The organism is Sphingomonas sp. 320_CC (genome assembly GCF_059691795.1).
The window spans coordinates 63,414-88,378 of the sequence record NZ_JCAWAE010000006.1; the positions used below are offsets into that span (position 1 = coordinate 63,414).

The 24,965-nt window shown below is 57.9% G+C and carries 25 protein-coding genes and 3 pseudogenes; 16 read left to right on the forward strand and 12 right to left on the reverse strand.

The genetic code is table 11. The features are described from left to right. Positions 1-692: 692 nt before the first annotated feature. Entirely contained in the window at positions 693-884 is a 192-nt protein-coding gene (locus tag AC59GX_RS19670; RefSeq protein WP_497302396.1) for a hypothetical protein, read from the reverse strand. Between the two features lie 214 nt (positions 885-1,098). Between AC59GX_RS19670 and AC59GX_RS19675 the strand changes: the two genes are divergently transcribed. From AC59GX_RS19675 to AC59GX_RS19685, 3 genes are all read left to right on the forward strand, one after another. Continuing rightward, positions 1,099-1,296, forward strand: coding sequence for a hypothetical protein (locus tag AC59GX_RS19675; RefSeq protein ID WP_497302397.1), 198 nt, complete (start codon positions 1,099-1,101; stop codon positions 1,294-1,296). A gap of 90 nt (positions 1,297-1,386) precedes the next feature. Next, positions 1,387-1,629: a hypothetical protein gene (locus AC59GX_RS19680; RefSeq protein ID WP_497302398.1), complete on the forward strand. Its 243-nt coding sequence runs from the start codon at positions 1,387-1,389 to the stop codon at positions 1,627-1,629. A 2,460-nt stretch (positions 1,630-4,089) separates the two neighbouring features. Further along, positions 4,090-4,287 carry a hypothetical protein gene (locus tag AC59GX_RS19685; RefSeq protein ID WP_497302399.1) on the forward strand — a complete coding sequence of 66 codons (198 nt, stop codon included), beginning with the start codon at positions 4,090-4,092 and terminating at the stop codon, positions 4,285-4,287. A gap of 287 nt (positions 4,288-4,574) precedes the next feature. On the opposite strand, the gene AC59GX_RS19690 is transcribed toward AC59GX_RS19685, so the two are convergent. The 4 genes and pseudogenes from AC59GX_RS19690 to AC59GX_RS19705 form a co-directional block, all read right to left on the reverse strand. After that, positions 4,575-4,736 carry a hypothetical protein gene (locus tag AC59GX_RS19690; RefSeq protein WP_497302400.1) on the reverse strand — a complete coding sequence of 54 codons (162 nt, stop codon included), beginning with the start codon at positions 4,734-4,736 and terminating at the stop codon, positions 4,575-4,577. A 93-nt stretch (positions 4,737-4,829) separates the two neighbouring features. Further along, positions 4,830-5,123, reverse strand: a complete 294-nt coding sequence (locus tag AC59GX_RS19695) for a hypothetical protein (RefSeq protein WP_497302401.1) — start codon at positions 5,121-5,123, stop codon at positions 4,830-4,832. A 290-nt stretch (positions 5,124-5,413) separates the two neighbouring features. Next, positions 5,414-5,777 (reverse strand): annotated as a pseudogene (locus AC59GX_RS19700) (transposase family protein); the annotation flags it as partial. Between the two features lie 214 nt (positions 5,778-5,991). Further along, positions 5,992-6,219: a hypothetical protein gene (locus AC59GX_RS19705; RefSeq protein ID WP_497302402.1), complete on the reverse strand. Its 228-nt coding sequence runs from the start codon at positions 6,217-6,219 to the stop codon at positions 5,992-5,994. Between the two features lie 411 nt (positions 6,220-6,630). Between AC59GX_RS19705 and AC59GX_RS19710 the strand changes: the two genes are divergently transcribed. From AC59GX_RS19710 to AC59GX_RS19740, 7 genes and pseudogenes are all read left to right on the forward strand, one after another. Continuing rightward, on the forward strand, positions 6,631-7,710 hold the full coding sequence (locus AC59GX_RS19710; RefSeq protein WP_497302403.1) for a TonB family protein: 1,080 nt from the start codon (positions 6,631-6,633) through the stop codon (positions 7,708-7,710). Between the two features lie 153 nt (positions 7,711-7,863). Then, a complete protein-coding gene (locus tag AC59GX_RS19715) occupies positions 7,864-8,097 on the forward strand; it encodes a hypothetical protein (RefSeq protein WP_497302405.1) in 234 nt (77 codons plus the stop codon). 1,033 nt (positions 8,098-9,130) lie between these two features. After that, positions 9,131-10,123, forward strand: a complete 993-nt coding sequence (locus AC59GX_RS19720) for an acyltransferase family protein (protein WP_497302406.1) — start codon at positions 9,131-9,133, stop codon at positions 10,121-10,123. Next, positions 10,120-11,355: an alpha/beta hydrolase gene (locus AC59GX_RS19725; RefSeq protein WP_497302407.1), complete on the forward strand. Its 1,236-nt coding sequence runs from the start codon at positions 10,120-10,122 to the stop codon at positions 11,353-11,355. The genes AC59GX_RS19720 and AC59GX_RS19725 overlap by 4 nt, the downstream gene beginning before the upstream one ends. Positions 11,356-11,612: 257 nt before the next feature. Further along, positions 11,613-12,658 (forward strand): annotated as a pseudogene (locus AC59GX_RS19730) (NAD(P)H-dependent flavin oxidoreductase). Between the two features lie 235 nt (positions 12,659-12,893). Further along, the gene (locus AC59GX_RS19735; protein WP_497302409.1) at positions 12,894-13,400 is read left to right on the forward strand and encodes a Ros/MucR family transcriptional regulator; all 507 of its coding nucleotides are present in this window, start codon (positions 12,894-12,896) and stop codon (positions 13,398-13,400) included. Positions 13,401-14,514: 1,114 nt separating this feature from the next. Further along, complete coding sequence (locus AC59GX_RS19740; RefSeq protein ID WP_497302410.1) at positions 14,515-14,874, forward strand: hypothetical protein; 360 nt, start codon at positions 14,515-14,517, stop codon at positions 14,872-14,874. 263 nt (positions 14,875-15,137) lie between these two features. Here the strand turns inward: AC59GX_RS19740 and AC59GX_RS19745 are convergent, their stop codons facing one another. Both AC59GX_RS19745 and AC59GX_RS19750 read right to left on the reverse strand, forming a co-directional pair. Next, positions 15,138-15,380: a hypothetical protein gene (locus AC59GX_RS19745; protein ID WP_497302412.1), complete on the reverse strand. Its 243-nt coding sequence runs from the start codon at positions 15,378-15,380 to the stop codon at positions 15,138-15,140. 631 nt (positions 15,381-16,011) lie between these two features. Then, entirely contained in the window at positions 16,012-16,389 is a 378-nt protein-coding gene (locus AC59GX_RS19750) for a hypothetical protein (RefSeq protein WP_497302413.1), read from the reverse strand. 65 nt (positions 16,390-16,454) lie between these two features. Between AC59GX_RS19750 and AC59GX_RS19755 the strand changes: the two genes are divergently transcribed. From AC59GX_RS19755 to AC59GX_RS19765, 3 genes are all read left to right on the forward strand, one after another. Further along, on the forward strand, positions 16,455-16,712 hold the full coding sequence (locus AC59GX_RS19755) for a hypothetical protein (protein ID WP_497302414.1): 258 nt from the start codon (positions 16,455-16,457) through the stop codon (positions 16,710-16,712). Between the two features lie 391 nt (positions 16,713-17,103). Then, complete coding sequence (locus AC59GX_RS19760; protein WP_497302415.1) at positions 17,104-17,559, forward strand: hypothetical protein; 456 nt, start codon at positions 17,104-17,106, stop codon at positions 17,557-17,559. Between the two features lie 790 nt (positions 17,560-18,349). Beyond that, positions 18,350-19,009, forward strand: a complete 660-nt coding sequence (locus AC59GX_RS19765; protein WP_497302416.1) for an SOS response-associated peptidase — start codon at positions 18,350-18,352, stop codon at positions 19,007-19,009. Between the two features lie 21 nt (positions 19,010-19,030). Here AC59GX_RS19765 and AC59GX_RS19770 read toward each other — a convergent pair whose 3' ends face one another. The 4 genes from AC59GX_RS19770 to AC59GX_RS19785 all read right to left on the reverse strand — a co-directional run bounded on the left by AC59GX_RS19770 (position 19,031) and on the right by AC59GX_RS19785 (position 20,588). After that, positions 19,031-19,375, reverse strand: coding sequence for a hypothetical protein (locus AC59GX_RS19770; protein WP_497302417.1), 345 nt, complete (start codon positions 19,373-19,375; stop codon positions 19,031-19,033). 88 nt (positions 19,376-19,463) lie between these two features. After that, positions 19,464-19,991: an ion channel gene (locus AC59GX_RS19775; RefSeq protein ID WP_497302418.1), complete on the reverse strand. Its 528-nt coding sequence runs from the start codon at positions 19,989-19,991 to the stop codon at positions 19,464-19,466. After that, positions 19,900-20,382 carry a S24 family peptidase gene (locus AC59GX_RS19780; RefSeq protein ID WP_497302419.1) on the reverse strand — a complete coding sequence of 161 codons (483 nt, stop codon included), beginning with the start codon at positions 20,380-20,382 and terminating at the stop codon, positions 19,900-19,902. Before AC59GX_RS19780 ends, AC59GX_RS19775 begins: the two co-directional genes overlap by 92 nt. Before the next feature lie 2 nt (positions 20,383-20,384). Beyond that, positions 20,385-20,588 carry a hypothetical protein gene (locus AC59GX_RS19785; protein WP_497302420.1) on the reverse strand — a complete coding sequence of 68 codons (204 nt, stop codon included), beginning with the start codon at positions 20,586-20,588 and terminating at the stop codon, positions 20,385-20,387. 135 nt (positions 20,589-20,723) lie between these two features. Between AC59GX_RS19785 and AC59GX_RS19790 the strand changes: the two genes are divergently transcribed. Continuing rightward, positions 20,724-20,960 (forward strand): YozE family protein, encoded by a 237-nt coding sequence (locus tag AC59GX_RS19790; protein ID WP_497302421.1) that lies wholly within the window; start codon positions 20,724-20,726, stop codon positions 20,958-20,960. A gap of 628 nt (positions 20,961-21,588) precedes the next feature. On the opposite strand, the gene AC59GX_RS19795 is transcribed toward AC59GX_RS19790, so the two are convergent. Beyond that, positions 21,589-22,077 (reverse strand): hypothetical protein, encoded by a 489-nt coding sequence (locus AC59GX_RS19795; RefSeq protein WP_497302422.1) that lies wholly within the window; start codon positions 22,075-22,077, stop codon positions 21,589-21,591. Between the two features lie 475 nt (positions 22,078-22,552). Here AC59GX_RS19795 and AC59GX_RS19800 point away from each other — a divergent pair. Both AC59GX_RS19800 and AC59GX_RS19805 read left to right on the forward strand, forming a co-directional pair. Continuing rightward, positions 22,553-22,834, forward strand: a pseudogene (locus AC59GX_RS19800) (transposase); the annotation flags it as partial. Between the two features lie 181 nt (positions 22,835-23,015). Next, positions 23,016-24,599: an outer membrane protein assembly factor BamB family protein gene (locus AC59GX_RS19805; protein WP_497302423.1), complete on the forward strand. Its 1,584-nt coding sequence runs from the start codon at positions 23,016-23,018 to the stop codon at positions 24,597-24,599. Positions 24,600-24,965: the final 366 nt, after the last annotated feature.

Below are 24,965 nucleotides of genomic sequence, written 5' to 3' on the forward strand. Positions count from 1 at the left end.
CCTCTCGGGGAAGCGGCAGCACTGTGCAATGAGGGCTATTGCCGCCCGCCTTCCTGAAAAAGGCTATTCTGCTTTACTTGCCAGCTGCCATTCGACGAAATCGTTTCCGCATTTGCCAAGATTCGTAATTATATAGCACTACGTCACCGTAAAAAAACAGTGATACAAAATCAAAAGCTGACTACGAAGCAAACTCTATTGCGAGAATTTGCAGTCCTGGTAACCAGAATTGTCAAAAGACTGTGTAATCCCGCAAGACTATCATGAATCGCGGATATATTCACAGATGCCAAGCGTCATAGCAGACTATGAACGCGCATAACGGTACCCGTGCCCATCTGCCTCAGACCGGCCTAGCGCCGGCAGTCCCACACTTCGCGAACCTGCCATTCGCACTTTTGCATCGCACGGTCTTGGCTGGCGCCTTGGGGCACTTGGTGAAGCGGCCTTTGGCGTCCTTGCATGACGCCGCGATCGAGGGCGCTCCCACGAGCAAGGACAGCGAGGCGGCAGCGAACAGTAGTTTACGCATCTGGCTTTCTGCTGCCCGATGAGCGGCCTGCATAAAACTGCGTCGCGGTGGTCGTTGCGTCAACAGCCTGTCCGACGCGGACATTTTCAAAGGGAAACTTCCTCTCCGACGCATTTTGCCCGTTGGGATCGTCCGCTCTTCCCCGCCAGGATAAACGCGATCACCTGAAGCTCAGTGCCAGTCTTGATGGGTCCCGTACCGCCTCGTCCTGCCACTCAACCGCGGCCGCCAGCCGGTCCAATGCGATGGCCACGTCCTCGATGGCTTGCGTCAGGATCGGCCCCCGCAGGTAGGCGTGCAACTCTCGGTACGTCTCGGCCTGCGCGCGAATTTCAGCGGGTGATCTCGTCATCTTGGCTAAAATAAACGTTGGGACGCGCCAGTAAATTGACGTGCGTCAAGTTGCACTCTCGGCGGTCGCGAGCGCGCGGTTTGCAAAAAGAGGGTAACGGGTATGCCACTAAGTGATACGCCTAGATGGACACACCGTCAATTTTTGCCAATAAAATTCGAAGCTTGAACCGTACAAGACCCGCGCACGTTGGTCGATTGATCGGAGAACGCGCATGGCTAGCGAGCACGGGTCACTTGGAATCAAGGTCAAAGCCCTGGCGGGAACCGTCTTTCTCAGCGAGCGGCATGTGCCGTTGTCCATGACGGGCGCGGAGGCGCTGATGCTTGCCGAACAGCTTTTCAAAGCCGGGATTATGGCGATCGGGCAGCAGAAGATGAACGGGGATAATTCTGGCATCGAGTGGGTTTGATCAAGCGTCGAACGCTTGTTCTCCCATCTTGAAAGAGTGTGGAGGATCAAAATGCGGGCCTGCCCGTTCGCTAAGGGAGGAGATTATCCCATGACCAATAGCGGTAAGCAGCCGATGCAAGCGGTTCCTGACGAGGGTAAGCCCCGCCTTGCGGGGAACGGCGAGACGGGACGAGCGGGCGGCGGTGGTGCCTTTAAAGACAAAGGCCAAGTGAGAGGTGACCCCGGCAATACCGGTTTTATGACCCATGGTGGGCAGTCGAATATCGATTACAGCGGACCGATCGACGACGACGACAAGCCGGCTAACCCCAATGCTGCTACCGGCAGCTAAGTGCTGCCGCGGTATCTGCTCGTTGGTAGAGCGCATGTGATTTGAACGCTGGTTGACGCGCTGGCTGCGGATGGCCAGCGTAGTTCGAGTAGATAGTCTTGGGAATAGGGCTACGCGGAGCCATTAAGCCGCGCCGTCTATGGTAATCGACATGGCGCCAACTGTAAGGGTCGTTGTCGTACCCCTTGCTGCATATCGGTGTACTACCGTAACAGGTTGCACGATTGATGTGACGCGCAAATTCCTTGGCGACCCTATCGACGTCAAAGAATGGTGCCAGGTTGCCAGAGTTTGGACGATCTAAAGTGGGTTCAAGCCCCTTCAGTGGTTTCCCATAAACCAAATAGCGACCCTTCGGCTTAGCACGGAGGCGCCAACCCCGAGAATGAAGATCGCAAGGGACACACCCCAGATAATAACAACACTGACAATCAGGGTATGCACAAAATAGCCTCGGAAAAAGCGTTCTAACTGGCGAATGAAACGCATTTCTACGACGGTAGGTTTATACCAAAGCAGCTGTCATTTTTACAATCGGTGGCGTACAAGTAGGGCGAGGGGTGCAACAGACGGTGTTGGCGCACGATGCGATAATGGTGGATCACGTTCTGGCTGTCCGGTCCGTCATCTCGAAGCTCGCTTTTCCAGACCGTCACGAGTGGCAATCGTTCGCGGTAGTTAAGCCATCTGCCAGCATCCTCAAGATTTGCCATGCGCTTTGCCTTGGCCGCCTTCGACCTGTGGGATCGCCTAGATGCGTTTAGCGGTTTCACGGAACCCACGTTAAGATACCGACGCCACGTACACCACTGGCGAGGCCTGCATAGCGAACGCCGCAAGCGTCGCCTCGATGCTATTAACCTCAGTCTTCGTCCCGAACAGCAGAAGGTTCGACGCGAGAGTGTGTTCGGATGCCAGCCGCTACACAGGACGCGCAGGGCGGTCGCCGGCTTTAATGCTATTTTTCCCATCGCATGCATCTCAACTGGACAGGATTACGTACCTAACGGTCCGCGGTGTGGTTGTGCTAACAGCGAATCCACTGCGAGGCTCGTAAGACGAGCTATCTAGGTGGTCAGCCTATCCGTTTTTCTCAGCAGTTTTCCGGATAGGCTGGCCACTGCTCGTCACTTGCGAGGCGCTTCAAGCGCTCCCATAATCGGCTCGCTAGGGTCGTCCTCCGGCCTTGGCCGCCCGCTCACGTTGCGCACGGCGTTTGAGGCAGGTCGTTATCAGTGAACCTCACGGCCGCTTCGGCGTTTGTGTGCAGCCAGGTGCCCGGAAAGTGACTGGCCGGCTCGCCTCGCGACCTCCCGGACGTTTGAGGCGGGCCGTTAGGTTTCGCAGGCGACCTGTTTCGCAACGGCAATTGGTATAAATCTGGGTAAACAAGGCTGCCGCTATCCGGGCGATAGATAGTGCACGCCGACAGCACGGCCCCCCGTTTCGCTGTCGGCGACCATCGCCCAAACCAAACGCAGCCTTGAGATGTTACTGATCTCCATTGTCGGGATGATGGAAACTGAACCCATCCGGTTCTAGTAGCGCCGGATGGGATTTTTTTCGACGACGGCTGCGGCAACCTTTCGAGCCCGCGCACCGTACAGCCAAGTAAAGTCTGGTTAATTCGTTCACAGAGCGCGTGGTTAAGGTCGCCGACGTCGACGTCAACGTCGTAGGCTTTCGTTCTAGGTTTGCATCTCCCTATGTCCCCAATGTTTTCAGATAGCCGAGCTACCCGAACCCAGGCGGCCGGCTTGTTCTGAAAGTTCGCCAGGGACAGCTTATTGCAGGCTGGGAACTTTGCTCTGTCGCTGCGTGATGCTCGCCGAGCTTGCTTGGCAGTGGCTCGGCCGGCTCGCCCTCTCTTCTCTGTCAGGGCGAGCCGCTATCCGAAGATTTGATAGTTCGTTCGATAGCGAACAAATGTAGATGTATGTCATTGCTGGGCTCGCACGCTATCAAATGCGCACGCCGGTCGGACGCGTAGCCATCGAATACCGCCGGCGACCATCACCCAAGCCAACGTAGCTTTGAGCTGTCACCGGTACCCATCGTCAGGGTGATGGAACTGAGCCCATCCGGTGTTTTGTAGCGCTGGGTGGCTCTTTTTCGCGCTCGATGAGGGCAACGTGTTCGGTTCGCGCACGGTAAGGGCGTGTTGATCGACATAACCGGGGCCACTCCCCCCACATATCAACAGGCCAGGGCTGCAGCGGGTGCTCAATCATCCGCGTGGCACGATATGTGACCCCATCCAGACGAACTCGCGTGATAGCCAGCTTGGCCAGCGCTTCAGTTCGGCCGTTCGCGTGCCCGCATTGCCTCGCTGATGCATTGTCGGTGGCTGTCGCGGCTAATGGCACAATCCTTATTTGGGACAGATGTAAGGAAGCAACCCTCGCCGAACGCGATGCGGAGCTTATAGGCGAAGACGCGTCTGCCGGCTTGGAGCGTTACATGTTTGAGTTACTGACGATCGTTCCGGCAGCGGTAGCGATGTCGCTCGGCACACGGTCAATCCTCAAATCTCGCGAACGCCGACAACGGTCCGAACGCCGTCGTCAGCGTCACAAACGAGAAGCGGGAATTTGGTGGGCAATGATGTGGCTGTCGAAGGACAAGCGGCAAAAGAAGCTTACGTACCGGCAGGACTGAATATCAGGGTGGCCAAGGCGGTGAGGATATTATGTTGGCTTCTTGCTTATCCGCCGAAAAAGAAATGGTCTGGCACGACGCCGTGGATTGGCGACCTGAGTGCTCGAGATGTAAGATCGCGATGATACGAGCTTCGGACGCTTGCAAGTGGCGCTCGTCTTAAAAGAGGGATGCTTCGCCCAAACGCCAAGCCGCACCTTTGTTAGGCAACGAACATCAAGCGCACCGATCAAATGATTGGCATCTACGCTCAGCTCAATTCATCCTATCGGGATGGTACGAGTTGGCTACGTTAACGACGACTTCCGCTTCGGCGCATTCTGCCCTTCAGTGCTGGGGGTGCCCTTGTTGAGCGTATCGCTCGGGCGCCGGGCATCGCCCTCATTCTGGTGCTCTGTCGATAGGTTCGGCTGTTTCGTCGTGGTCGTCGGCTTGATTGGATCGCTCACCATCTGTCTCCTCGATAGGCTAACAGGCGAGGCCGTTTCACGTTCCACAGAAGCGCTACTGCCGCGTTTCGTCTATCGCGACTGCACCCATCGTCATCGCCACAGCGATGCGCCCCATTGCTTGTGATCAAGCAGCAGCAGCCGGACCCAGTGCGCGATGTGTTTGCCTGCCGCCTCGACGCCTTTGCGCTGTAGCTGCGAAGTCGTCAGGTTCGTATCATTTTGGACGACCGACGCAATCGAAAGCGCGAAGAAGTCGATGATGTCATCTGCAATCAGTGCCTTGTCGGGTGAGTTCGCCGCTAGGTACTGCATGACGATCGGCATGATTTCCTGAAAGAGGTCGATCTTGGCCTGGTCGTCTACCTTCATGATGTTCGCGGGCATACTGGCGCCCTCCGTTCCTGAAATGTATTGCTTGGGGTGACGAGGCGGAAGGCAGCACCGACCATTCTCGGCAGTATGGGAGCCCTCATGAATCATCTGCGCGAATGGTCTCAGCCAAAAGTCGTAGGGATTGGCTGGTCCCCCCGAGCCTGGGAAGGCTGGGCGATCATTGGCTCCGTAATCGCGATCGGCGCGCTTGTCGGTCGGGTGAACCTTTAAAGTGTAATCGAGCAAGGTTCGACGGCGAGCCCGAGAAACCACCGAACGATTTAGTGCGCTGTTGTTGCCCCCTAAAGACCTGACAGAGCCTCGCAGGTTTGCGCGATGAACTCGCGGGGTGATCGATAGCGCAAAGAGCGGTGTGGATGCACCTCGTTATAATTCTGCGCATCTGGCCTGGGGTTCACGCGAACATAATCGCGCTTGAGGGTGCGAACGAACGCCTCCGCCATGCCGTTTGATTGAGGACTGCTGACTGGGGTCGTGCGCGGGATCAGTCCAATGCCCCGGGGCGAAGGCGCGCGTGCTGCGAGCGGTGTAGCAGCTGCCTTGATCGGTAAGCCACTCGATGGGTTCGGGTACGCGGTTCACCTGTCCGTAGCGATGCTCGACCGTGGCGACCATCAGGTCCTGGACGTCCTCGGCGGTGATGCCGCCGTAGCCGATGTCATCGTTCGAAGCCAATATCCGGTCCATCCGGGTAATGCCCGCGCTGGCGCTGGCGTTGCGGCTGCCGATCGCGCTCGTCCTGGCCATGATCGAGGGCCGCATCTGCTGCTGCCGGGGTGACTGGTCGGGTGCCGGCAGGGCATCAAACCCGTCGCCGGCACTGGTCTGCAACCCCGCCCGCATCGTTAGGCTCGCCATGTCATGCGCCGCCAGCTCGGCCTTGGTCGCGCAGCCGCTGGCCCATCTCCTGCAGCCACTCCCGACCGCGCTCGAGATATGCTTCCAGCCCGCGCTTCTCCTCGATCGCCTCGTTCATCTGCCCGCGCGTGGTGACGGCGTGCGGTTCCTCGCCCGCCGCGATCTGCTCGGTATACGCGCGCCGCTCGATTGCGGCTGAAGCATGGCCCATCTTGACCGCAGGCTCCATTTCAACGCCCTGACAGGCGTAGCTACGATGATCGACCCGCTCGGCACCTGCGCTAGTTCGAGCGCAACGTTGACCTGCTCGGCCCAGCGCTCCCGGATCGCCTCCACCTCAACTGACGCCGACGATCGCACGTCGAGCTAGCGCGTCTTCGCTCCCAGCCCATCAGGCCCTGCGCATTATTCGGATACAGATTCACGGTAGCGCTCGCAGACCCGATGTTCGACAGGAACGCCCAACAATGTTGGCTTTCAATGAGAATATATAATGAGAACGTGTTTTGAGAAAGTGGAAATTCAGGCCGGTTATGATCTGTGCTCGCCGAGGATTATTCATTGGTGAAATCGCTAGGCACGTTGCCGCCAGCGGGATAACCGATGTCGTAAATTTGGAGATCACGCCATGCCTGTTGCGATGCTCGCGCTGCTCAGTGTCCCTGCCCCCCCGTTACCGTTCGCCACACAGCGGACGGAGATCGTGTCGTTCACCGCAAGCGATCTTACCTGTTCAGGGCAGCCGATATTAGCCGATAGTATCGTTCGGCCCTTCACGGCGGTTGCGACGCGTTACGGTCCCGCTGTTACCGAACGCCCCTCACCCACATATCGGTTCTTCTTCGTGATCGATGCGCAGGGGCGTGCCCGCACGATCCGCCGTGATATGGCGGAATCGCCGGGTTGGTATGTCGACACGAGCGATCTTGCCCCTGCGCTGGCGGCGTCGAGCTTTCCAACCGGAATGCCGCAGGCGAAGTGCAGCGTGTCCTTCAAAGCATCGGTCACGCCGATCGAGAAGGCGTCGATGCCGGATTTGTACGAGCTGGCGAGCCGTCCGGATTCCACAGGGTTCGCGCCTGCCCTGTTTGAACGAGTTCGCCCTGCAGGTTCAAATTGCCCCCGCGAGCCAGGCCAGTACCGGCGTCTTAACCTGCCGGCCTTCGAAAAACTGTCGCAACCGGCGCGCCGACCGTCTTGGGTGTTTCTGGCATTCGACGTGAACGCCGCGGGTAAGCCTGGCAACGTCCAGACATTGGGTACGTCCGGCGATACAGGGATCGAGCGCGCCGGCCGAGAAGCTTTGCTCGCCAACCGCTATGAGCCGGGAGCGGGTTTCCACGGATGCACCTATCACTTTTACTATAACGGACGCGCCAACCTGGCGGCACCCGTACCGGTGCCAGACACGCCTCTTGATACTGGAGACCAGCCCGGTTGTATTGTGGATCCCAAGTCGATCCCGGGTCTTCTCGACGGAAGCGCCTACCCCAGAGCGTTCTGGCGCCGCGGGATCGAAGGGGCGGCCGTAATTGGCTATGATACGGCGCCATGGGGAGCGGTAGGCAACGTAAGGGTTCTAGGTTCTGAACCGGACGAGGCGTTCGGCGATACCGCCCGCAATGCGCTTTCCAATGCGCGGGTAGTAGAAAGCGATTCAGGCCGTCGAGGCTGTGTTCAGCGGGTCAAGTTCAAGCTTCCACCGAAAGGGACCCAGTAACGAGCACTATTTCAGTTTGCTATCGATTCCGAGAATGCCGCGCCTTCTCGCTGTCGGTTCCTTTTCGAGAAGGGCGAGGTCGGCAGAAAGCGCCCACTAACTGACATTAGGTATTAGCTCGTAAGGGAGCGATTGGCTGGGGGAGGATGTCTGATGGTGGGCGAACGTGACGAAATGGAACGACTTATAGACCGCGCAGAGGCGCAGGCAGAAGCTTTATGGGGACTATATTATCTGCTCGACGAAATGGACCTCGCCGGCGTTCTGGACGATCAATACTGGGAACTTTATGCCGTTCTGAATAAAATGGTCTCTGATTTTAGGTCGCGCTTTCCCGATTTCGGCGGTCGACTGCCGCCCGAAGGTCGCCCGTTAGAGGACCAGTAGGCCTCGGCATGTCTGTTAACTCTGCCATTCCGGACATTCCGTTTTTGCCCATAGATAGCCGCTCGATCGGGATTTTGTGCTTCGTAATTGTCGACGCTCGTTAAGCGAAGCATCATACCGACGCGATGACCTCTTTGACGGAGCCAAGCTCATGTTCCACAACAGGATGCTGGTATCCTTACCGCTTTCGTAATCGCTTCTTGCTCAGTGAAAGAGCGATCAAATTTCATCAACACAGAAGTTGACGGATTTAAGCTAAAAACGAGCGCATCCCGTGTCGTGAGCCACTATGCGGGCAGCAACAGATTCCTTCGAATACAATTTAAAAGCTTTGACCTTATATTAGATTCCTGGCTGCAGGTAAACAAAGAGCCGGATTATAATGTCAGTTCTCCCTACCGGTTACGGGCACGGCAAACCCAGAGTGTATGGAGAATATAAGGTTCTTTGCACGGACGTGGGTTACTACGCCTGTAGATACAGGTTTATGGTGAAAAAAAGTATGTGTTAATACTATTGAGAAAACCTCCAACTAGCGATATCCAGATATCTCAATATAAGGCTGAGGTTATCTCGTTTTTAAATTCTGGTAGAACTACTCAATAGTTCATAACTCGAGCGTTTGAGAAAGAAAGGAGCAGTGGATTGTCGGCCATCGTATCGACTTCCTCGAAAGCGGTCAGGCCGCTATCCTTCCCGACTCGGACATTCCCGAAATTCGATCCCCGGCGAGAAAGTCAGATTGGGCGTGAACGGGCGTTCTGGTAGCGGACTTAACCGAGCGGCAGGCCCGTCCAATTGCTTCCCAAACTGCAACGGCGCCTGGATTGACAACAGCGTTATCAGGTGGGGACAGGCAGGCCCCCAAAAGTGAGCACAATCACTCCCAAGATCCGCGACGTCATTAGGACTGACTAACTTCGAAGGCGTCGCCCTCGCTCCAAGAGTCGAATAAACGAGCTGAATGCAGGAGCATTAACCGTGCGCTGACAATCATCCCGCTAGGGCGGGATGCAACGGGGTGCGGCATGCTATGATCGGTGACGTTACGACAAAGAGACGCAATTCCGGGATAGACCTGTTCAGAGGATTGCTTGTCCTGGCCGTCGTGCTCGGCCATTTTTCCGAACTGACGCAACGTCACAGTTTCCTGACCTGGGTCGGTGCAGGGCTTCGCATGCCCCTTTTCATCGGCCTTACCGGCTATCTATTCAATATAGAACGTGCGCGGGCGATGCCTCTTTTGCATCTGATGCGCAAATATCAGCGCCGCCTCATTCTACCCTGGTTAGTAGCGTGCATCGTGTACCTGACGGCCACCGAACAGCTCGACATTCTCACGCCCTTTTCGATCTTCGTCCAGCCACCGTTCCATCTCTGGTTCGTACCAGTCATGATGACGTTCATTGTCGCCGCCACCGTTGTCCGTCGCCCGCCGCTGGTTATGTTAGGCATCGCCATACCGATCAGCATCTCGGCCATGTATCTGTTCGGTGTAGGGCACTCGGTTGCGCAGATGCCGCCCTGGATGCCAGATAGGCGCTTCTTCATTTACCCAATCTACTTCTTTTACGGTTTGTGGGTTGCTTGTCGCAAACCCGACCCTTGGAAAGAACGTGCCGCATTGGTGCTCGCGTTGATCAGCTTTGCGTGGTGGTGCACATTATATCAGACGCCGAGTCTTACCGCCGAAGTGGCGGCCGAACTGACCTCGTGCATGCCGCTGATCTGTCTGCTGCCCTACGTCCGAAGGTGGTCGCTTTCGGTCCCTCCGCTCGCCGCTGTCGGACGTGACAGTCTATTCTTCTACTTGTGGCATCCGATGGCGTTTGGTCTGTGGGCAGCCTGCGGCGTTCATGGTTTGCCAATGCTGATGTTCTCGATGCTGACACTCATGGGTGCACGCGCCTTATTAAGCAGCCTGCCACGCGCCGGACGGATATTCGGGCTTTCACCACGTTCAGAGCCGATGCCGATCACGGCCGCATCACCCTTTGTCACTCCATTGCAGGAGCCCGTTCAATGACGACGATCTGGCAATTGCTCCGTACGGGCGCCCTAACCTGTGCCTGGTTACTGATTTTACCCTGTCTTATCTTGCTGATGTCCGCGATCGTGCCGGTCATACCTTGGGTTCGGATCTACGCGATCGACGTTGTTCCCAACCGAGCACCCTGGTTTCTTTTGTTCTCGCTGGCGTCGCTTGCCGCCGGTTTTATCGCGCATATCCGCCGGGCGACCCCTGCTGCACAGGGTCTAATCGCAACTGCGTTGCTTACAGCGTTGCTGGCCAGTGGGGTGCTCGCCCATTTCCTCTACATAGCTCACAGCAATGGGGCACATATCAACCTGGTCGATACGCTTTCGACGCGTAAGACCAGCGAGAATGCAGCCCCCGACGAGAGCCGAGTTTATTCTGCACCGGGCGGCGAACCACTCTGGCTCGATATCTATCGTCCTCGTCAGACACTGACACACCGGTTAAGCCCCGTCATAATGTTCGTTCATGGTGGTGGCTTCGTTGAGGGCACGCGCAAGATGGGTGCAGCGAACCGGCGCAGTTACGCCAACGCTGGCTGGACGGTAATCAGTATTGATTACCGCCTAGCACGTCCTGATCGCCCAACCTGGGATCTCGCGACGCACGATGTACGGTGCGCTCTGGCCTGGACAGCTGCCCACGCCGCCGAACTCAACGTAGATATTTCCAGACTAACTCTCAGTGGCGCTTCCGCAGGTGGAAGCCTTGCAATTGCCGCAGCCTATTCAGCCGATAACGGCGTCCAGGATGCGAGTTGCGGGCCGCGTGTGCCTCGTGTGGCAGCCGTTGTAGCCAAGGCTCCACTCATTGATGCGCTAGGATCCTGGCAGCATCCAGGGGAGCTGAGAGATCTGCAGCGCTCGTACATGTCGAATTATCTCGGAGGGTCGCCACAGCGCTATCCCAAACGTTATGCTGCGGTGGACGTGCGCCGCTACATTGGATCGACGAACCCCCCCACCTTGCTCCTAGCCGGTGCCAACGATCCGCTGTTACCGGCGACGGCAATCGAAGACTTCGCGCGGCGGTTAGCCGTTAAAGGTAGCGAGGCCCGCCTGGTGATGTTCCCTTACTCAGGTCATGAGTTCAACACGACGTTCGACAGCATCACGAACCAGACCGTAATTCAAGTCGTCGCCCGTTTCCTTACCGATAACAATGTAGGTCCAGACTACCGCGTCGCACTGCCGTCGCAAACAATTGCCAGTCGTTCCTGAACGAAATTTGAGGATTCCGCATTACTTCAAGATCGGCAAAAGTCGTTGTATTCGCTTATACGATATCGGACGCAGTCCGGAGCGAGGCACCAAAAGCGGCCTGACCGCTTTCCTCCCCAACCCGGTCATTCCCGCAATTCGATCCCAATGGGACGACCAAGGCAAGGCGTCAGGCCTCTTTCAACATTCTCATTCGGTTGCGACACTCGCGACCGTTATCCGTTGCGCGCCATTGCCCTGAGGCGCACTGCTTTTCTATGACGCTGCTACAAGAAATTGGGATCACCCAGCCGATTGTGCAGGCACCGATGGCGAGAGTGTCCACCCCCGAGTTGGCGGCAGCCGTCTCCAATGCCGGTGCGTTGGGATCAATCGGAGTGGGAGCAACAGACGCGTGCGGCGCACGTGCGATGATCGAAGGTGTGCGTGCGCGCTCTCAACGGCCCTTCAACGTCAATCTATTCGTTCACGCGCCCGCTCAGGACAATGCTGCGCGGGAAGCCGCCTGGCTAGAGGCGCTTGCCCCGACATTTTGCAGTTTCGGCGCTCAGCCTCCCACGGCACTGCGGCCGATTTACAAAAGCCTGATTGGGGATGACGAGATGCTCGCCATGCTTATCGATCTCGCGCCTCCGGTGGTCAGTTTCCATTTCGGCGTGCCGAGCAAAGAAGCGATTATCGCACTGAAATCGGTCGGATGCATCCTGCTGGCGACGGCGACGAACCTCAGTGAGGCCCAGGCGGTGAAAGACGCCGGAATTGACGCCGTAGTTGCCCAAGGATGGGAGGCAGGTGGCCATCGAGGTATGTTCGACCCTGACTTGCCGGATAACCGTCTGGGCACGATAGCACTCACCCGCTTACTGGTTGCACGTTCCGGCGTGCCAGTGATTGCGGCGGGTGGGATTATGGATGGAAGTGGGATCAGGGCCGCACTCGATCTCGGAGCTGTGGCAGCACAACTCGGCACGGCGTTCATTGCCTGCCCCGAAAGTAGCGCGGATCTAGCCTATCGCGATGCCCTAACCGGACCGGGTGCGGAACATACGGTGATGACACACGCCATATCGGGAAGGCCTGCCGCTGTCTGCGGAACCGCTTCACCGAATGGGGGGAGCAGGCTGGGCTCGGCTCACCTGGGTATCCGATGACCTATGACGCCGGCAAGGCGCTCAACGCGGCTGCAAAGGCGACCGGAGAAAGCGGGTTCGGCGCGCAATGGGCAGGGCAAGGTGCGCCACTTGTGAGGACCATGCCAGCAGCTGCGCTAGTCGCTACTCTTGTCAGAGAATGTCGAGCCTAGGGGCTTTAGATTGAGAGCTTCGATTAGGAGTCCGCGGCATATCCGATAAGGTTCAATTGGGCGCCAGTGGCGGCACCAGCGAAGGTGGACATTTGTCCAACGTCTCAGATGACCTTTATAAAAAACATATTCATGCATCCACTTATGCACCACAAATAGATTGGTCTCTTGCAAATCTGGGATTGTCAGAGACCAATCAGATACCTAAATGCGCGTTTAGAAATGGAGCCCTGTTATGTCTGACACTACCCTCGATCTGAACCCGGTCGAACTCGCCACGGAATTGACAATCGCCTGGTTAGCCAATCCCAACACGCGCACCAATGCTGACGACGTCCCCGCCTTCCTGAACAAAATGTACGAAACTGTTTCGGCGCTGGTCGGCGGAAACGCAACAACTGCTGAGCCCCAAGTACCTGCTCAGGAGTATACCCCGGCGGTGACGGCTCGTAAGTCGCTTGCTAGCCCCGATCACATCATCAGCATGATCGATGGCAAGCCGTACAAGACGCTGCGCCGTCACCTTTCGACTAATGGTATGACGCCTGTGGAGTATCGCGAGCGTTATGGCCTGAGGGCTGATTACCCTATGGTCGCTCCTGCCTATTCAGAGGCACGTCGCACGATGGCCAAGAGCATTGGCCTGGGCCGCAAGCCTGGCCAGACCAATGCAGCTAGGGCGGATGCCAAGCCTGCTCCGGCTTCGCGTAAACGCAAGACCGAAGAAGCCGCAGCCGAATAATCCACGGGGCTAGCTTCCCCGAAAGGGAGAGCTAGCCTTGTTACATGCATTTAGCGCGAGAAAACTATAGCTTCATCGTCACACCATCGATGGTACGAACGTTCACAATGGTGAGGCGTTAAGTAACGTGATCGTCCCATGCCGGATGAGACGGCTGAAGTGCCGATCAGCTTCAATCGGGGTAAAGCCAACGTCAAGATCGGGAGAACATCGTCATTGACGAGAGCCCCTCGGCAGCACAATGCGTCCGATGATCATTTTAGCTGATCAAGAATATCTTGTGCAAAAGGATGGTCGACTTCTGGGATTGCCGAGCGTAGCGGCGGTGCCGATCACCCAAACCGCGTTCCCTTCATTGGATGGATCAGCCTTAAGCTTCCGGCGACGTAACCCCAGCGTGTTTGCGCGGGTAGTAACTCCGGGTACCGAACGGCTGAAGGACGCTGCGATGCTGTCGACGGACTCGCCAGCCATATATCGGCGTGCCAATTCAGCATCTTGAACCGGGCTCCAAGTATTTTTCCGCACTCGTTTTGTATCTTTCGGCTAAGTGGCATTTACCACCGTTCTTTCTTACATAAGCAACATTTGTTGCTAACGATGGCGCCTTTGCACTAGCGTGAAAGTTGCGTGGATGACGGGCCACGAACTCAACCACATTTTAGCTGCGATGGTCGCCGGCGCCGTCGAGGTCGCGTTCTCGCAGACTATTGGCGAACGGATCGGGTGAGCGCTGGCTCGCTCGCAAGGCAGGGCGTTCCAGATCATGCTGAGGGAAATCGTAATGGCTATAGGTATAACTTGGATTAGTTGATTGACGCTTGCGTCACGCAGTTTCGTATGATCGAAGCCACCGTTGTTGGGCTACAGCGCACTGGGCGCGGCCCTCCAGAGTAACGACCGCGATGGATCGGGATCAGAGCCATGAGTGTCCGCACGTTCTCATCGAACAGCTTGACGAAATGGTGGCATGTGCTGATGCCAAGAGTGATTTTGTGTTAGCTGCTTGGCTACTTCAAGCTCAGGATCGCATCCGGCAACGACATACGACTGTTTGAAGCTTGCCTTGAGTTTGCATATCGTCTGATATCGCTGACTACAGGGGAGGCGAGATATGACGGGGAACGATCAAGCTGCCCAGCTGGCTGCTTCGATCCTGCGATTTAGGCAGTTCCGTGCGAGGGTGCTCACGGCAGACATCTTTGGCGAGTCCGCCTGGGAATTGCTACTTGAAGTGTTTGTTGCTGACGCAAACGGCGAGGCAGTTACTGGGCGGATGGTAGCGGAACGCCGCGGTGTGTCGCCCTTGGTAATATCAAGGTGGCTCAAACACATGACGGCTCAAGGGCTGATCGTTGGCGACGGCGCCGGCGATGTCGACGACGAACTGACTTTGTCCGGCATTGGAATGCAGAAGACTGAAATGATTCTCCTGGAAGCCCGGATACTCAAAGATGAGTTTGCTCGGATTTAGACACGATAAGTCAATGATCCCTGGCGTCCGTGCATTGGGTGGCTATCGACGGCGCGCGGAAGCAACCACAGCGAGCCGCAACGAACAGCAGTCTACGCATCTGGTTTTCTCCTGCCGGAGGACCGGGCTGGATGAAACTGCTTTGCGGCGTCCTTGCGTCAACAACCTGATTTGACGCGGACGATCTACATGTGACGGGACCTCCGATTGCTACGTCTTACCACTTTGGGTCATCGGCTCTTCCCCAACCTGATAGAACGCGATCAGTGGCCGAAGCTCAGAGCGAGCTTAGATACGTCCCGTATTGCCTCGTCCTGCTGCTCAATCCCGGCCGCCAGCCGGTCTAGTGCGATGGCGACATCCTCGATCGCTTGCGTCAGGATCGGCCCTTGCAGGTGAGTATGTAACTTTCGGTACGCCTCCGCATGCGCGCGGATCTCAACAGGGGTTCTGGTCATCTCGCTAAAAAAACGGTGGGGACGATCCAGTAAATTGACCTGCGTCAAGGAGGAATCAGACGTTTCCTAAATGGGTACATTCAGTACAGGGCCGTTTTGCCGCGCTGACCGTTGCCCGGCAGCGGGAGAAACATAATGGCCGGCCGATTGCGACCTGATGCGTTTGAGATCACGGCCTTCGAGGGGCGGGTGCTTGTCAAGGCTCCGGGTCTCGCCGCGACGCTCAACGTCGAGGCGGCTTCGCTACTATCTGATAAGCTGCTCGCTGCATGCGGATTGGCGCGCTTGCAACAACATGCTGCGATCGATGAGCCCGTAGAGCCCGATTGTCATAGAAGGTAAGGCCCGAGCACGCGTCGGATATTGCGATGAATATCGCTGCGCATTATTACAATTCGTATGGGGATACGGGATACCATGCGCGAGGCATTCGTGCATGCGACGCAACGCGGCGAGTACGTCATCAGCTGGCGACTTCGCATAGGGTCTTTGGAGCAGCTCGCTGACGATACGGAGCGGGTCCTCGGGTACAGGCCGAGGAAGCTGGACTCGTTTCTAGGACTGGCGATCGAAGTCTGTCCGTTTGGTTCGCCCAACGAACTGGTGACGTCAGAGGGGACCGTGAGGCTAATTAGCGCCGCAACCCTTGAGACCGTATCAAGGTAAGTCGCCGAGAATCTCAGCTGGTCCGACGCCATGTGCCAGGCGTCGAACGGTAGTCGGCGCGGCGACGAACGAAGGTTCCGTAGTAGTGCAGCGGCTCGTCGACCGCGGCCATTTCGTAAGAGGCGTTGGCTGTCAGCAGATCGGTGCCTTCGCCAAACGTCGGCGCATCGCACGTCAGTTCGATGGTCAGTGCAGCCCGAGCATACCTCGGGAACTGGATGACCACCTTGCCATCCTCGATCAGATAAGACCCAATATCGTCGGGCCGATCGTTTGGCGTGATGCGGCCGGCGGCCAGGACATAGAAGGACGGGCTACTCAGATCGAGTGGCTGCTCTTCCTCGAGGTAGAACCATTCGCCTTGAAGGGCCTCTTCCGTGATCGTCGCCATTCTCGCTCCTTCCTTCGGCCATCCTATGAACTTGCGGACGCAAACGGAACGGGTAGGTTCCCACGATGGCCGAATTTGACGATTCCCCGGATCCCGAACTCGGCGAGGCGTGCAACCGTCTTGCTGCTTGGGTTGAGCCGTTGCCCGAAGGGCAAGTGATCGATCAGGCGTCTGGCCTGACAGAGCGCGACCTCGCGATGATTTTGCGCCGCCTGTATGCAACGCGAAAATACGCCTTAAGCGAGATCGCTACCATGGATGAGGACGAGGACCGTTACGGCAGGCCATCCGTCCCCATCACCAAGAAAAGACCGTGGGCATGATCAAATAGGTCAACTCGCATGACGAGCAGGTGAGATGATGTCCGCACCGACCTATCAAGGCTCTACGCCGTGGGCGGCAGCAGGTACGACATGGAAAACGGCGTCTCGCGAGATGCTTGTTGCGGCGCAACAGGCGCTGCCGCTACCGTAAACCGTCGCGGCGAGCATCTTACCCCGTGCTCGTCACACGCGTTCGTCGCGACATCGTTTCGTTTTGAGACTCGCCGGGTATTGCCTACCGTATAGGTAAGTGTCAGTATTGTGACATCGCAGCGGGTTGAGCATTCCCAAGACGCCTCCCCGCTGCGGTGCTCCCAGTTTCTAGAGCGCTGGACCGCCGTGTGAAGCGATTCTAATTGCTAGGCGTCACTCGATAGCGGTAACTCGCTGTATGAGGACCTTTTTAACGCTCGCTGCGGCTTTCTTCACGTGGAGTTTCGCTGCGGTTCCTGCGCAAGCCGCAGTGACAATTACGTTCTGGAGCCACGAGCTTGGCAACAGCTTCCCCCATGCGTTCTTCACGTTGCGCGGAATACCCGATGCAGGCGGCGCTCCGGTCGATACGAATGTCGGGTTCACGGCTAAATCGGTCTCGCCAGCACTCTTGATGGGGCCCGTTGCGGGAAAGCTCGACATAGCCAAGCCGGGCTATGTGGCGGGGAGCGACGCACAATTCTCACTCATTATGAGCGATGCACAGTATGAAGCTGTGCTGCGGTTGGTCGACGCGTGGAGCGAGGGGAAGCCCGACAGCGTGTATCGCCTGTCAGACCACAACTGTGTGACCTTTGTGAAGGAAGCAGCGCGCGGATCGTCGGTCTTACAGGGCTCGATCAGCCTAAGTTGATGAAAAAACCTAGATCGTATCTGAAGGCCGTACAGGCTGGGAATGTCGGCCGCGTTACGCTTCTTGGGCTTCACGGAAAGGCTTATCTTGCCAGCCTTGCTCCCGTCGCTCCGACTTCCGAAATGACCAAGTGAACTACTGCCGCGGTTACTAAGCGGCTTAACCATCCCGATACTGTTTCGGCCAAGGTCGTCCTCCGGACTCGGCCGGTCCGCCTCGTGTTCTCTTGGCAATCGAGGAGGGCCGTTACCGCGAAACCGGCTCGGGGTTTCCGCGTTGACGCGACGCCAGGTATCTCCGGAAAGTGACTGGCCGGCCCGTCCTTTGCCAACCGAAGGACGGGCCGTTAGGTTTTGCAGGCGGCCCACCAAAATATGGCAGTAGGTATAAACTTGGGTCAATAGAGCTGCCGCTGTTATGGCGCTATATGGACAGACGCCGGCAGGACGGCCCCCCGTTTACGCTGCCGGCGACCATTGCCCAAACCAACGCAGCCTTAAGGCGTGACTGGTCTCCATTGTTGGGATGATGGCACTGAGCCCATCCGGTTCGTCGTAGCTCCGGATGGGCCCTTTTCTTTTCCAAATACGGTCGCTCGTTGAGATCGAGCAGCCCCACGATCATAGACCTCGACAATTCACGCTAGTATCGGAACGATCATGAACAATCCGCGCGAATGGTTTCAGCCCAAGGTAGTAGGGATCGGCTGGTCCCCTCGAACCTGGGAGGGTTGGGCGATCATTGTCTCCGTGATTGCAATTGGCGCAGTTGTCGGTCGGGTAAACCTCTAATGTGTAATCGCGCCCGGTTCGACGGCGAACCTGAAACCATCACCGAGCGCTTCGGTGCGGAATGGCTTGCCGATAAGCCAATGGACAATCGGTTCGACCCGAAAGAACTACGCCCTTTCGGCCGTGCTTACGTCGTGCGGAACGAAGCCGATCGCCGCGGGCTCGACGTGATGGAATGGGATGTCCTAGCGGGGCAAGCGAAACAGGCTGGCCGCAAAGTTGCGCAGACCAACGTGCGCACCCTGCACCTACCCCAATGGCGATCTCTCGTCAGCGATCCGGCCAATCGGTGCCTGATCCCGCTAACAGAGTTTTGCGAATGGGCACGCGAGCCCACCGACCTCGGCGATGGCAAGAAGCCGATCAAGGGGGAGATGTGGTTTAGAGTGAGTGATCAGCCCGTGTTTGCGATAGCTGGCTTCTGGCGACAAGTCGGCGACCAACGCTACTTTGCGATGGTCACCTGTGACGCCAACGAACTGGTGGCACCGATACATCCCAAGGCGATGATCACGATTCTGCGGCCGGACGATCACGATCGGTGGCTGACCGGTAGCTATGAAGACGTGCTAGCGTTGCAGCGACCTTACCCGGCTGATCAGATGACGGTGCGGGGGCCGGTGTTCCCGACGCGCACGGTGACGCCTCGGCTGATCTAAGCACGGTCCCCTTGGTCCCGCTCAGGTTTTGGTCAGACCAGGTTGGGCCGGATCGACCTCCAGCTTCGTTTCGCTGGGTTCGAAGCGGATAGTCCAACGGGGATACCCTTCCGGCGAAACTTCAATATCAGGCAGGCCGATCGGATCGGTACCTGTTTCGACCCAGCCAGCACCGTGGCAGCGATCGCATGCCGTTCGCTTGCACCGGAAGCTGACGAGATCGATCTCGGTATTCCACTGCCCGCGGCCCTTGCAGATTGGACACATGGCATCGAGGCTGCCATTGCGGGGCTGGAGAGGGACGATGTCGAACGCGTGCGGGCTGTCAGGTCCGTTGCAGTAAACGATATTGCTGGCGTGGGGCATGCGATCTCAATTCCAAGTTTCGTACTTCAACGCCGGGTTTCGTCGTCTCGGTCCCGTTACGCTGTCATTTCTCGCCAGAAAATCGGTCTCATCTACCGCCGTCTGAATGTTGTTCAGCTTCCGCCCAGGGTGTCAGGGCTAGCCGCTGCCGGAACTCATCAAGGCATTGGGCGCGACGGGTTGCCTCCTCATCGTGCAGGTAGCGCCGCATGCCGGCCTCAAGTCGGGCTGCAGCATCAAAGGTCCCGTCTTTGGTCGGCGTCATCATTTGCCGGATCGCCGCGATGTCTTCCTTCAGCTGCTCCTGCTCACCGTGGGTAAATGCATCGCTGTCGACGATCAACTTGGCCGACATGATTGCCGTCATCATCGGGAAGGCGAAACCTGGACCGAAGTGCATGAGGAAGAGCGCCACGGCCCGACCGGTCTTCGTGACGGGGTAGATGTCCCCATAGCCTGTGGTGGTCGCTGTGGTAAATGCCCACCAGAAAGAGTCCACCGCGTCATACTTACCCTCGGCAATTTCAAATATGATGGCTGACGTAGTGACGGTGACGAAGTAAATTACCGCGACGAGGAGAAACGATCGGCCCATTAGCGATGTAAGTTTCTTCATTGCCCACCCTCGTTGGAGCCCGCCCCCGGACCGCTGCGATGAAGCGTATCGCTGTTCGCGTCATCGATCCACCAATGTTACGTGTGCTTGAGGGCTTCTTGGCTCGGTTCACGACGATCAGATCACCGTCGTTGATCCCGGCACCGGACATGGACCGGCCATCCACGCGCATGATGTAGCTCGCAGCCGGATGCTCGACGAGCCACGCGCCCAGATCAATCGGTTCCTGCATGTCGTCCTGCGCGGGCGAAGCGAACCCGGCATGCGTATGGACGAGGAAGAAGGGCACCTCGCACGGCACGAGTTCGAACGAGACGTCGTGGAGCCGCAGCGCGGTATCTCGACGGATCAGCGGGATGACAGCGGGGCGATTCCGGTTCGTTGACGACATACCTATAGGATCGCGGCGAAGAGGAGCTGGTCGTGGTGCGCAGTCAGAACCGACCGTGCGTCCTGGGCATCGCCGACGGCCTGCCGGTACTGCACAGTTCCGAACCGTTCGGCCTCGTCGAAGCTGAACTGCACGGCATCAACGGGTGGGTAGACGTTGTCGTATATCACGCGGGCAGCCGCTCTCAGCCGCAGATCGTACTGCATTCCGTTGCTCCGTCAGTATCGAGTCGCTGGTCGTGGCCTGTCCCTAGCTAGGCGCGATCCCCGCTGATTCTCAAGAACATTGCAAGAACATCAATATGATGCAATTGGCGGCTTAACGATTCAAGGGACGCGAGAATGACCGAGCACGACGACGACCAGCAGCAACTTAAGCCAGCGTTTGGCCAGTGGCTTATGGCGCAGAAAGACAGAAGCGATCTGGTTGGTCAGTTGGCGACCGGCGCCGTCGCGGATCGGCGCTTTCCCCGCAACGGAGATCCGGAGGCCGTGCGCAAACATCTCAGCGCCATGCAGGCTGAGGGCGACATGTTCGCCGCGGCCGACGACGCCGAGTCCGACTGGTTGTCGGCTTGATGCAGGACGCGTGGCGGCAGGCCTTCGCGCTGATGGCTGATCATGGCCAGATGGGCGCATGCAAGATCGTGGCGTCGGGTATGGAAAAGACGCCACCAGGGCGGCCGGAGCAGTACCGACAGTGGGAGGTTTTAGCCGACTGCCTGAACGCTGTAGCAGACGCCAGCCGGACGAAGCACTGATGCGAGTCGTTCGATGATCGCCCTCGCACCAACGACGACGTTCTCATGCATGGTGACCCGCGTTCACGACGGCGATGGACCCCTATGGTGCTCGAACGGGGTCAAGGTTCGGATTGCCGGCGTCCAGGCGCCGGACTTCGAAAGCGCGTCGCCTTGTCGCGCGGCAGACCCGAGGCGGGTAAACTATCGCTGTGACAACGCGGCTGCCAAACGCAGCCAGCAGATCGTCGAACACCTGGTGCTGCGAAAGACGTTGCGATGTGAGGCGACCGGTATGAGCTACAGCCGCGTTGTGGCCCGGTGCACGCTGCCGGACGGTCGATCGCTGTCGTGCGCCGCTATCGCTTCAGGGGCGGCCGTGCGGTGGGATCGGTACTGGCGGAAGTATCGCATGGGTGCGTGCAACTAAGATATCTTGCGGCACGGCTGAGTGCCGTGCCGCGGAATCACAGTCCGACGCGTAAGCCCAAAGCGAAGTAGTGCGGACCCGCGTTACCCTTCAGGCTCAACGTAGGCGCGAGTGGTAATGCGACGGTACCATACGGGCGAACCTCATCACCGATCCGAACACCAGCACCGATAGTGGCCGCCAGCGGGATTGAGTAGGTCGCTTCCACACGGCCGTATGGCTTCACAGCCGTGTTGTCGCAGTTCGAACTCTTAGCGTACTGGCCGTTTCGGCCGTCGCGGCAACGTGGGTTGCCCCCATTGCTATCCTCGAAATAGCGATCGTTGTCGCCTTGATACAGGAAAACGCCAGCCGCGGGTGTTAGGCGGAACCCCCCGGCGCCGAACGAGTACCCCGCGCCAAGTTCGCCGCCCCATTCGCCATCAGCACGAGCGCCGAATGCTTCTAGCACGATTTGAGCCGAAGCTGGCGTTGCGACGGCACAGGCGGTCAGCGCGCCGATGATTGCGATTGTCAGTTTCTTCATGTGTCCCCCGGCCGCCCGTTTTAGAGCGGGTCGCGCAAGTACGTGAGAAGCATCGGATTAGGAAGTACTGAGAGTGTTCAAAATGAACCAATTCCGTTCGAGATCGGACAAAACTTCTAAGTCTATTTGCAGGTTCGCATAACTAAACGACAGCCTATCCTCTACCTCGACAGCACCCGGTAGCTGAGCCCGGCTGCGACGGGTACTGGGGGAGGCAACTAAACGAGATGGCTGATCAGACTTGTCTGTGCCGTGGCATTGGTAGCAGCGTCGCCAGCGTACGCAGATAGCTGGATACCGGCCACGCGGACGACTTATGTCTCTCCGGACAAGGCGGTGCGCCTTACGGTGGTCCCGCGCGATATCGAGGATCAGCTCACCTATTTACTGACAAGGTCGACGGCAAAGAGCCGGCAGGTGAGGTGGCCCCCTAAATGACCTGACAGGGCCCCGCTCTCAGATAAGAGTGGGGCATATGACTGACGGTACGACCAGGCGTTACAATGATGGCGAGGTCCTCTCCGGTGTTCAGCGCCGGAGGCGGTGGACACCTTAGGAAAAGGTCCGGATCGTTGAAGAGACGTATCTGCCCGGAATGAGCGTGTCGCTCGTCGCCCGCCGGCACGGCATTGGTGGGAATCAGATCTTCATCTGGCGGCGCCTGATGGCGCAAGGTGCGCTGACCGCCGCGCCAGCTGGCGAGGAAGTGGTGCCGACGTCCGACTACCGTACGCTCGAGGCGCAGATTCGGCGCCTAGTTGGGTTGCATTGTTAGCCGCCTGTTTCGGGTTCCTTCTTCGAGAAGCCATTGCGCTAACGCTCAAGGCGAAGAGCTCGAAGCATTCCTATCCTGTCATTCGACATTACGTGACAGCAGCGACTGTTGCGGGCAAAACGGGTAGATGGTCCTCTGTGGGGAAGGGCTTTGGGGGAAAATAATGACTGCAATGAAGACGTCGTCCGCATTGATGGCGCTAATGCTAGCTGGCTGCGGAGGCGACGATGGCGGCTCGGCCGCCCCGCCTTCGACTACAACGCCTACACCTGCAACCCCAACCCTGGGTGTTACGCTCTCCGCCACGACGCAGACGACGGCAATCGGTGACGACGGTGCTGGCACCCCTTTGGGCTTCACCGCGAGTGTTGCGGGTACAACCGGCGACACCGTGATTGCCGACCTGCAATATGATCGCGCACGCTTGGCGCTCGATGGCGATGTCGTCCGCGCGGGCGACGGCAGCTACAAGGTACAGTTCAAGCCGGTCAGCACGTTGGCCTTGGGAAACTACAACGGTACAGTGACTTTTCGTCTGTGTCGCGACACCGCCTGCGCTACGGTCTATCCGGGATCGACGCAGACGTTCGGGTATAATCTGACGCTGCAGATCGGCGAATGGACCACCTACCAGCGTAATGCCGCACACACCGGCTATGTTCATGCAACGTTTGATCCTGCCGCATTCGTGAAGGCGTGGGAATATGCACCGGCCACGGCCACCCGTGTGAGCGGGATCGCCGCAGCGAATGGCCTCGCCTATGTCACAACGCAGGAGCGTGATGGCACCGCGGTGCTCCATGCGTTGGCGACAGGCAGCGGGGACCAGCGCTGGTCCTATGCTATCGGTGCAACCACCTATTTCAGCACACCCGCTGTCGGCAACGGCCGGGTATTCGTCACTACCATGACGACGTCATCCAATGAGAATCCCGTGATCTCAGTCGATGCCGTCACCGGCGACTATGCGCCGCCACGCGCGATCTTCTCGTCTCAGTGGTCATCCTTCCTCCAGCCGACGCCGTACAAGGACGGTCTGTACATGTCGGCAGGCTATTACGGGAGCGTCGTCTACGGCTTCGACTATACATCGCGGACCGGCTGGGAGGCGCAGATCAAGGGCAGCATCTGGGACGGCGAAACCCCAGCGGTTGATGACGACACGGTCTATTACTATTCGGGCAACGCACTCGAGATGATCGACCGGCGTACCGGCGAGCCGAAAGCAAGCCTTGCCGATCCTTTCTTCCAGAACAGCTTCTACAGCTATTACGGCGCGCCCGTCCTCGGCACGATGGGCAACGTCATGGCCTATTCGAGCCAGCGTAGCGCTTCGACGCCATCGATCCTGGTCAACTGGTCGACGGGAACCAAGACCATGGTCTGGCGCAGTGCTTCCACCTATTCCACTGCCCCCGCTGTTGGGGGCGGACGCATCTACCTATCGCGTGCCAATCCCGGTGAACTCAATGCACTTGATGAAGCCACAGGCCGCGTCTTGTGGGGCTGGGCACCTCCCTTGGGAGAACAAATGATCGGCAACACGATCCTGACCGATACGCTGGTGTTCGTTTGTACCAACAAGGCGATCTATGCGATTCCCACCCAAGGCAGCACCCACACCCCGGTTTGGAGTGCAGCCGGAGGCGGCGACATGGCACTGACGTCGGACGGAACACTGATCGTGACCGGCAAAGTGCCGGACTACGGCTATCCTCGCGCGCTCACTGCTTATCGGCTGCGATAGAGGTTTCGATCGCCATAATATGGCAGCTCGCCGGTAGCCTCCATGCGATCAGCCGTTGGGGTGTCAGTCGCTATCGTGAACCTGTGTTCGAATAATCAAGGGCATGACGCAAAGATAGGTAGTGTCGACACGTCGACACGTCGTCGTGTCGACAAATTTACTTGCTAGGTGCTGTCCCACACCCATAGCCGCGGCCTGTGGACCGCTATATTGTTCATCTGCGGACATAGGTAGCGTCGACATCGCCGGCTCGAGTAATTCCAAACGGCTAGCAGTTTTTTAGGCTGACGGGGTTTTCCGTGTAATAGCACGAAGTCTCCTGTGGTGGTCGCCCGGCTCGTGCCACAGCCCGGTGTTTTCCTCGTC

What these genes read in the sequence shown, in the direction of transcription:
- AC59GX_RS19670 (WP_497302396.1), bottom strand. Translation starts at nt 884, where the DNA reads ATGACGAGATCACCCGCTGAAATTCGCGCGCAGGCCGAGACGTACCGA.
- AC59GX_RS19675 (WP_497302397.1), top strand. Translation starts at nt 1,099, where the DNA reads ATGGCTAGCGAGCACGGGTCACTTGGAATCAAGGTCAAAGCCCTGGCG.
- AC59GX_RS19680 (WP_497302398.1), top strand. Translation starts at nt 1,387, where the DNA reads ATGACCAATAGCGGTAAGCAGCCGATGCAAGCGGTTCCTGACGAGGGT.
- AC59GX_RS19685 (WP_497302399.1), top strand. Translation starts at nt 4,090, where the DNA reads ATGTTTGAGTTACTGACGATCGTTCCGGCAGCGGTAGCGATGTCGCTC.
- AC59GX_RS19695 (WP_497302401.1), bottom strand. Translation starts at nt 5,123, where the DNA reads ATGCCCGCGAACATCATGAAGGTAGACGACCAGGCCAAGATCGACCTC.
- AC59GX_RS19705 (WP_497302402.1), bottom strand. Translation starts at nt 6,219, where the DNA reads ATGGAGCCTGCGGTCAAGATGGGCCATGCTTCAGCCGCAATCGAGCGG.
- AC59GX_RS19710 (WP_497302403.1), top strand. Translation starts at nt 6,631, where the DNA reads ATGCTCGCGCTGCTCAGTGTCCCTGCCCCCCCGTTACCGTTCGCCACA.
- AC59GX_RS19715 (WP_497302405.1), top strand. Translation starts at nt 7,864, where the DNA reads ATGGTGGGCGAACGTGACGAAATGGAACGACTTATAGACCGCGCAGAG.
- AC59GX_RS19720 (WP_497302406.1), top strand. Translation starts at nt 9,131, where the DNA reads ATGATCGGTGACGTTACGACAAAGAGACGCAATTCCGGGATAGACCTG.
- AC59GX_RS19725 (WP_497302407.1), top strand. Translation starts at nt 10,120, where the DNA reads ATGACGACGATCTGGCAATTGCTCCGTACGGGCGCCCTAACCTGTGCC.
- AC59GX_RS19735 (WP_497302409.1), top strand. Translation starts at nt 12,894, where the DNA reads ATGTCTGACACTACCCTCGATCTGAACCCGGTCGAACTCGCCACGGAA.
- AC59GX_RS19740 (WP_497302410.1), top strand. Translation starts at nt 14,515, where the DNA reads ATGACGGGGAACGATCAAGCTGCCCAGCTGGCTGCTTCGATCCTGCGA.
- AC59GX_RS19750 (WP_497302413.1), bottom strand. Translation starts at nt 16,389, where the DNA reads ATGGCGACGATCACGGAAGAGGCCCTTCAAGGCGAATGGTTCTACCTC.
- AC59GX_RS19755 (WP_497302414.1), top strand. Translation starts at nt 16,455, where the DNA reads ATGGCCGAATTTGACGATTCCCCGGATCCCGAACTCGGCGAGGCGTGC.
- AC59GX_RS19760 (WP_497302415.1), top strand. Translation starts at nt 17,104, where the DNA reads ATGAGGACCTTTTTAACGCTCGCTGCGGCTTTCTTCACGTGGAGTTTC.
- AC59GX_RS19765 (WP_497302416.1), top strand. Translation starts at nt 18,350, where the DNA reads ATGTGTAATCGCGCCCGGTTCGACGGCGAACCTGAAACCATCACCGAG.
- AC59GX_RS19770 (WP_497302417.1), bottom strand. Translation starts at nt 19,375, where the DNA reads ATGCCCCACGCCAGCAATATCGTTTACTGCAACGGACCTGACAGCCCG.
- AC59GX_RS19775 (WP_497302418.1), bottom strand. Translation starts at nt 19,991, where the DNA reads ATGAAGAAACTTACATCGCTAATGGGCCGATCGTTTCTCCTCGTCGCG.
- AC59GX_RS19780 (WP_497302419.1), bottom strand. Translation starts at nt 20,382, where the DNA reads ATGTCGTCAACGAACCGGAATCGCCCCGCTGTCATCCCGCTGATCCGT.
- AC59GX_RS19785 (WP_497302420.1), bottom strand. Translation starts at nt 20,588, where the DNA reads ATGCAGTACGATCTGCGGCTGAGAGCGGCTGCCCGCGTGATATACGAC.
- AC59GX_RS19790 (WP_497302421.1), top strand. Translation starts at nt 20,724, where the DNA reads ATGACCGAGCACGACGACGACCAGCAGCAACTTAAGCCAGCGTTTGGC.
- AC59GX_RS19795 (WP_497302422.1), bottom strand. Translation starts at nt 22,077, where the DNA reads ATGAAGAAACTGACAATCGCAATCATCGGCGCGCTGACCGCCTGTGCC.
- AC59GX_RS19805 (WP_497302423.1), top strand. Translation starts at nt 23,016, where the DNA reads ATGACTGCAATGAAGACGTCGTCCGCATTGATGGCGCTAATGCTAGCT.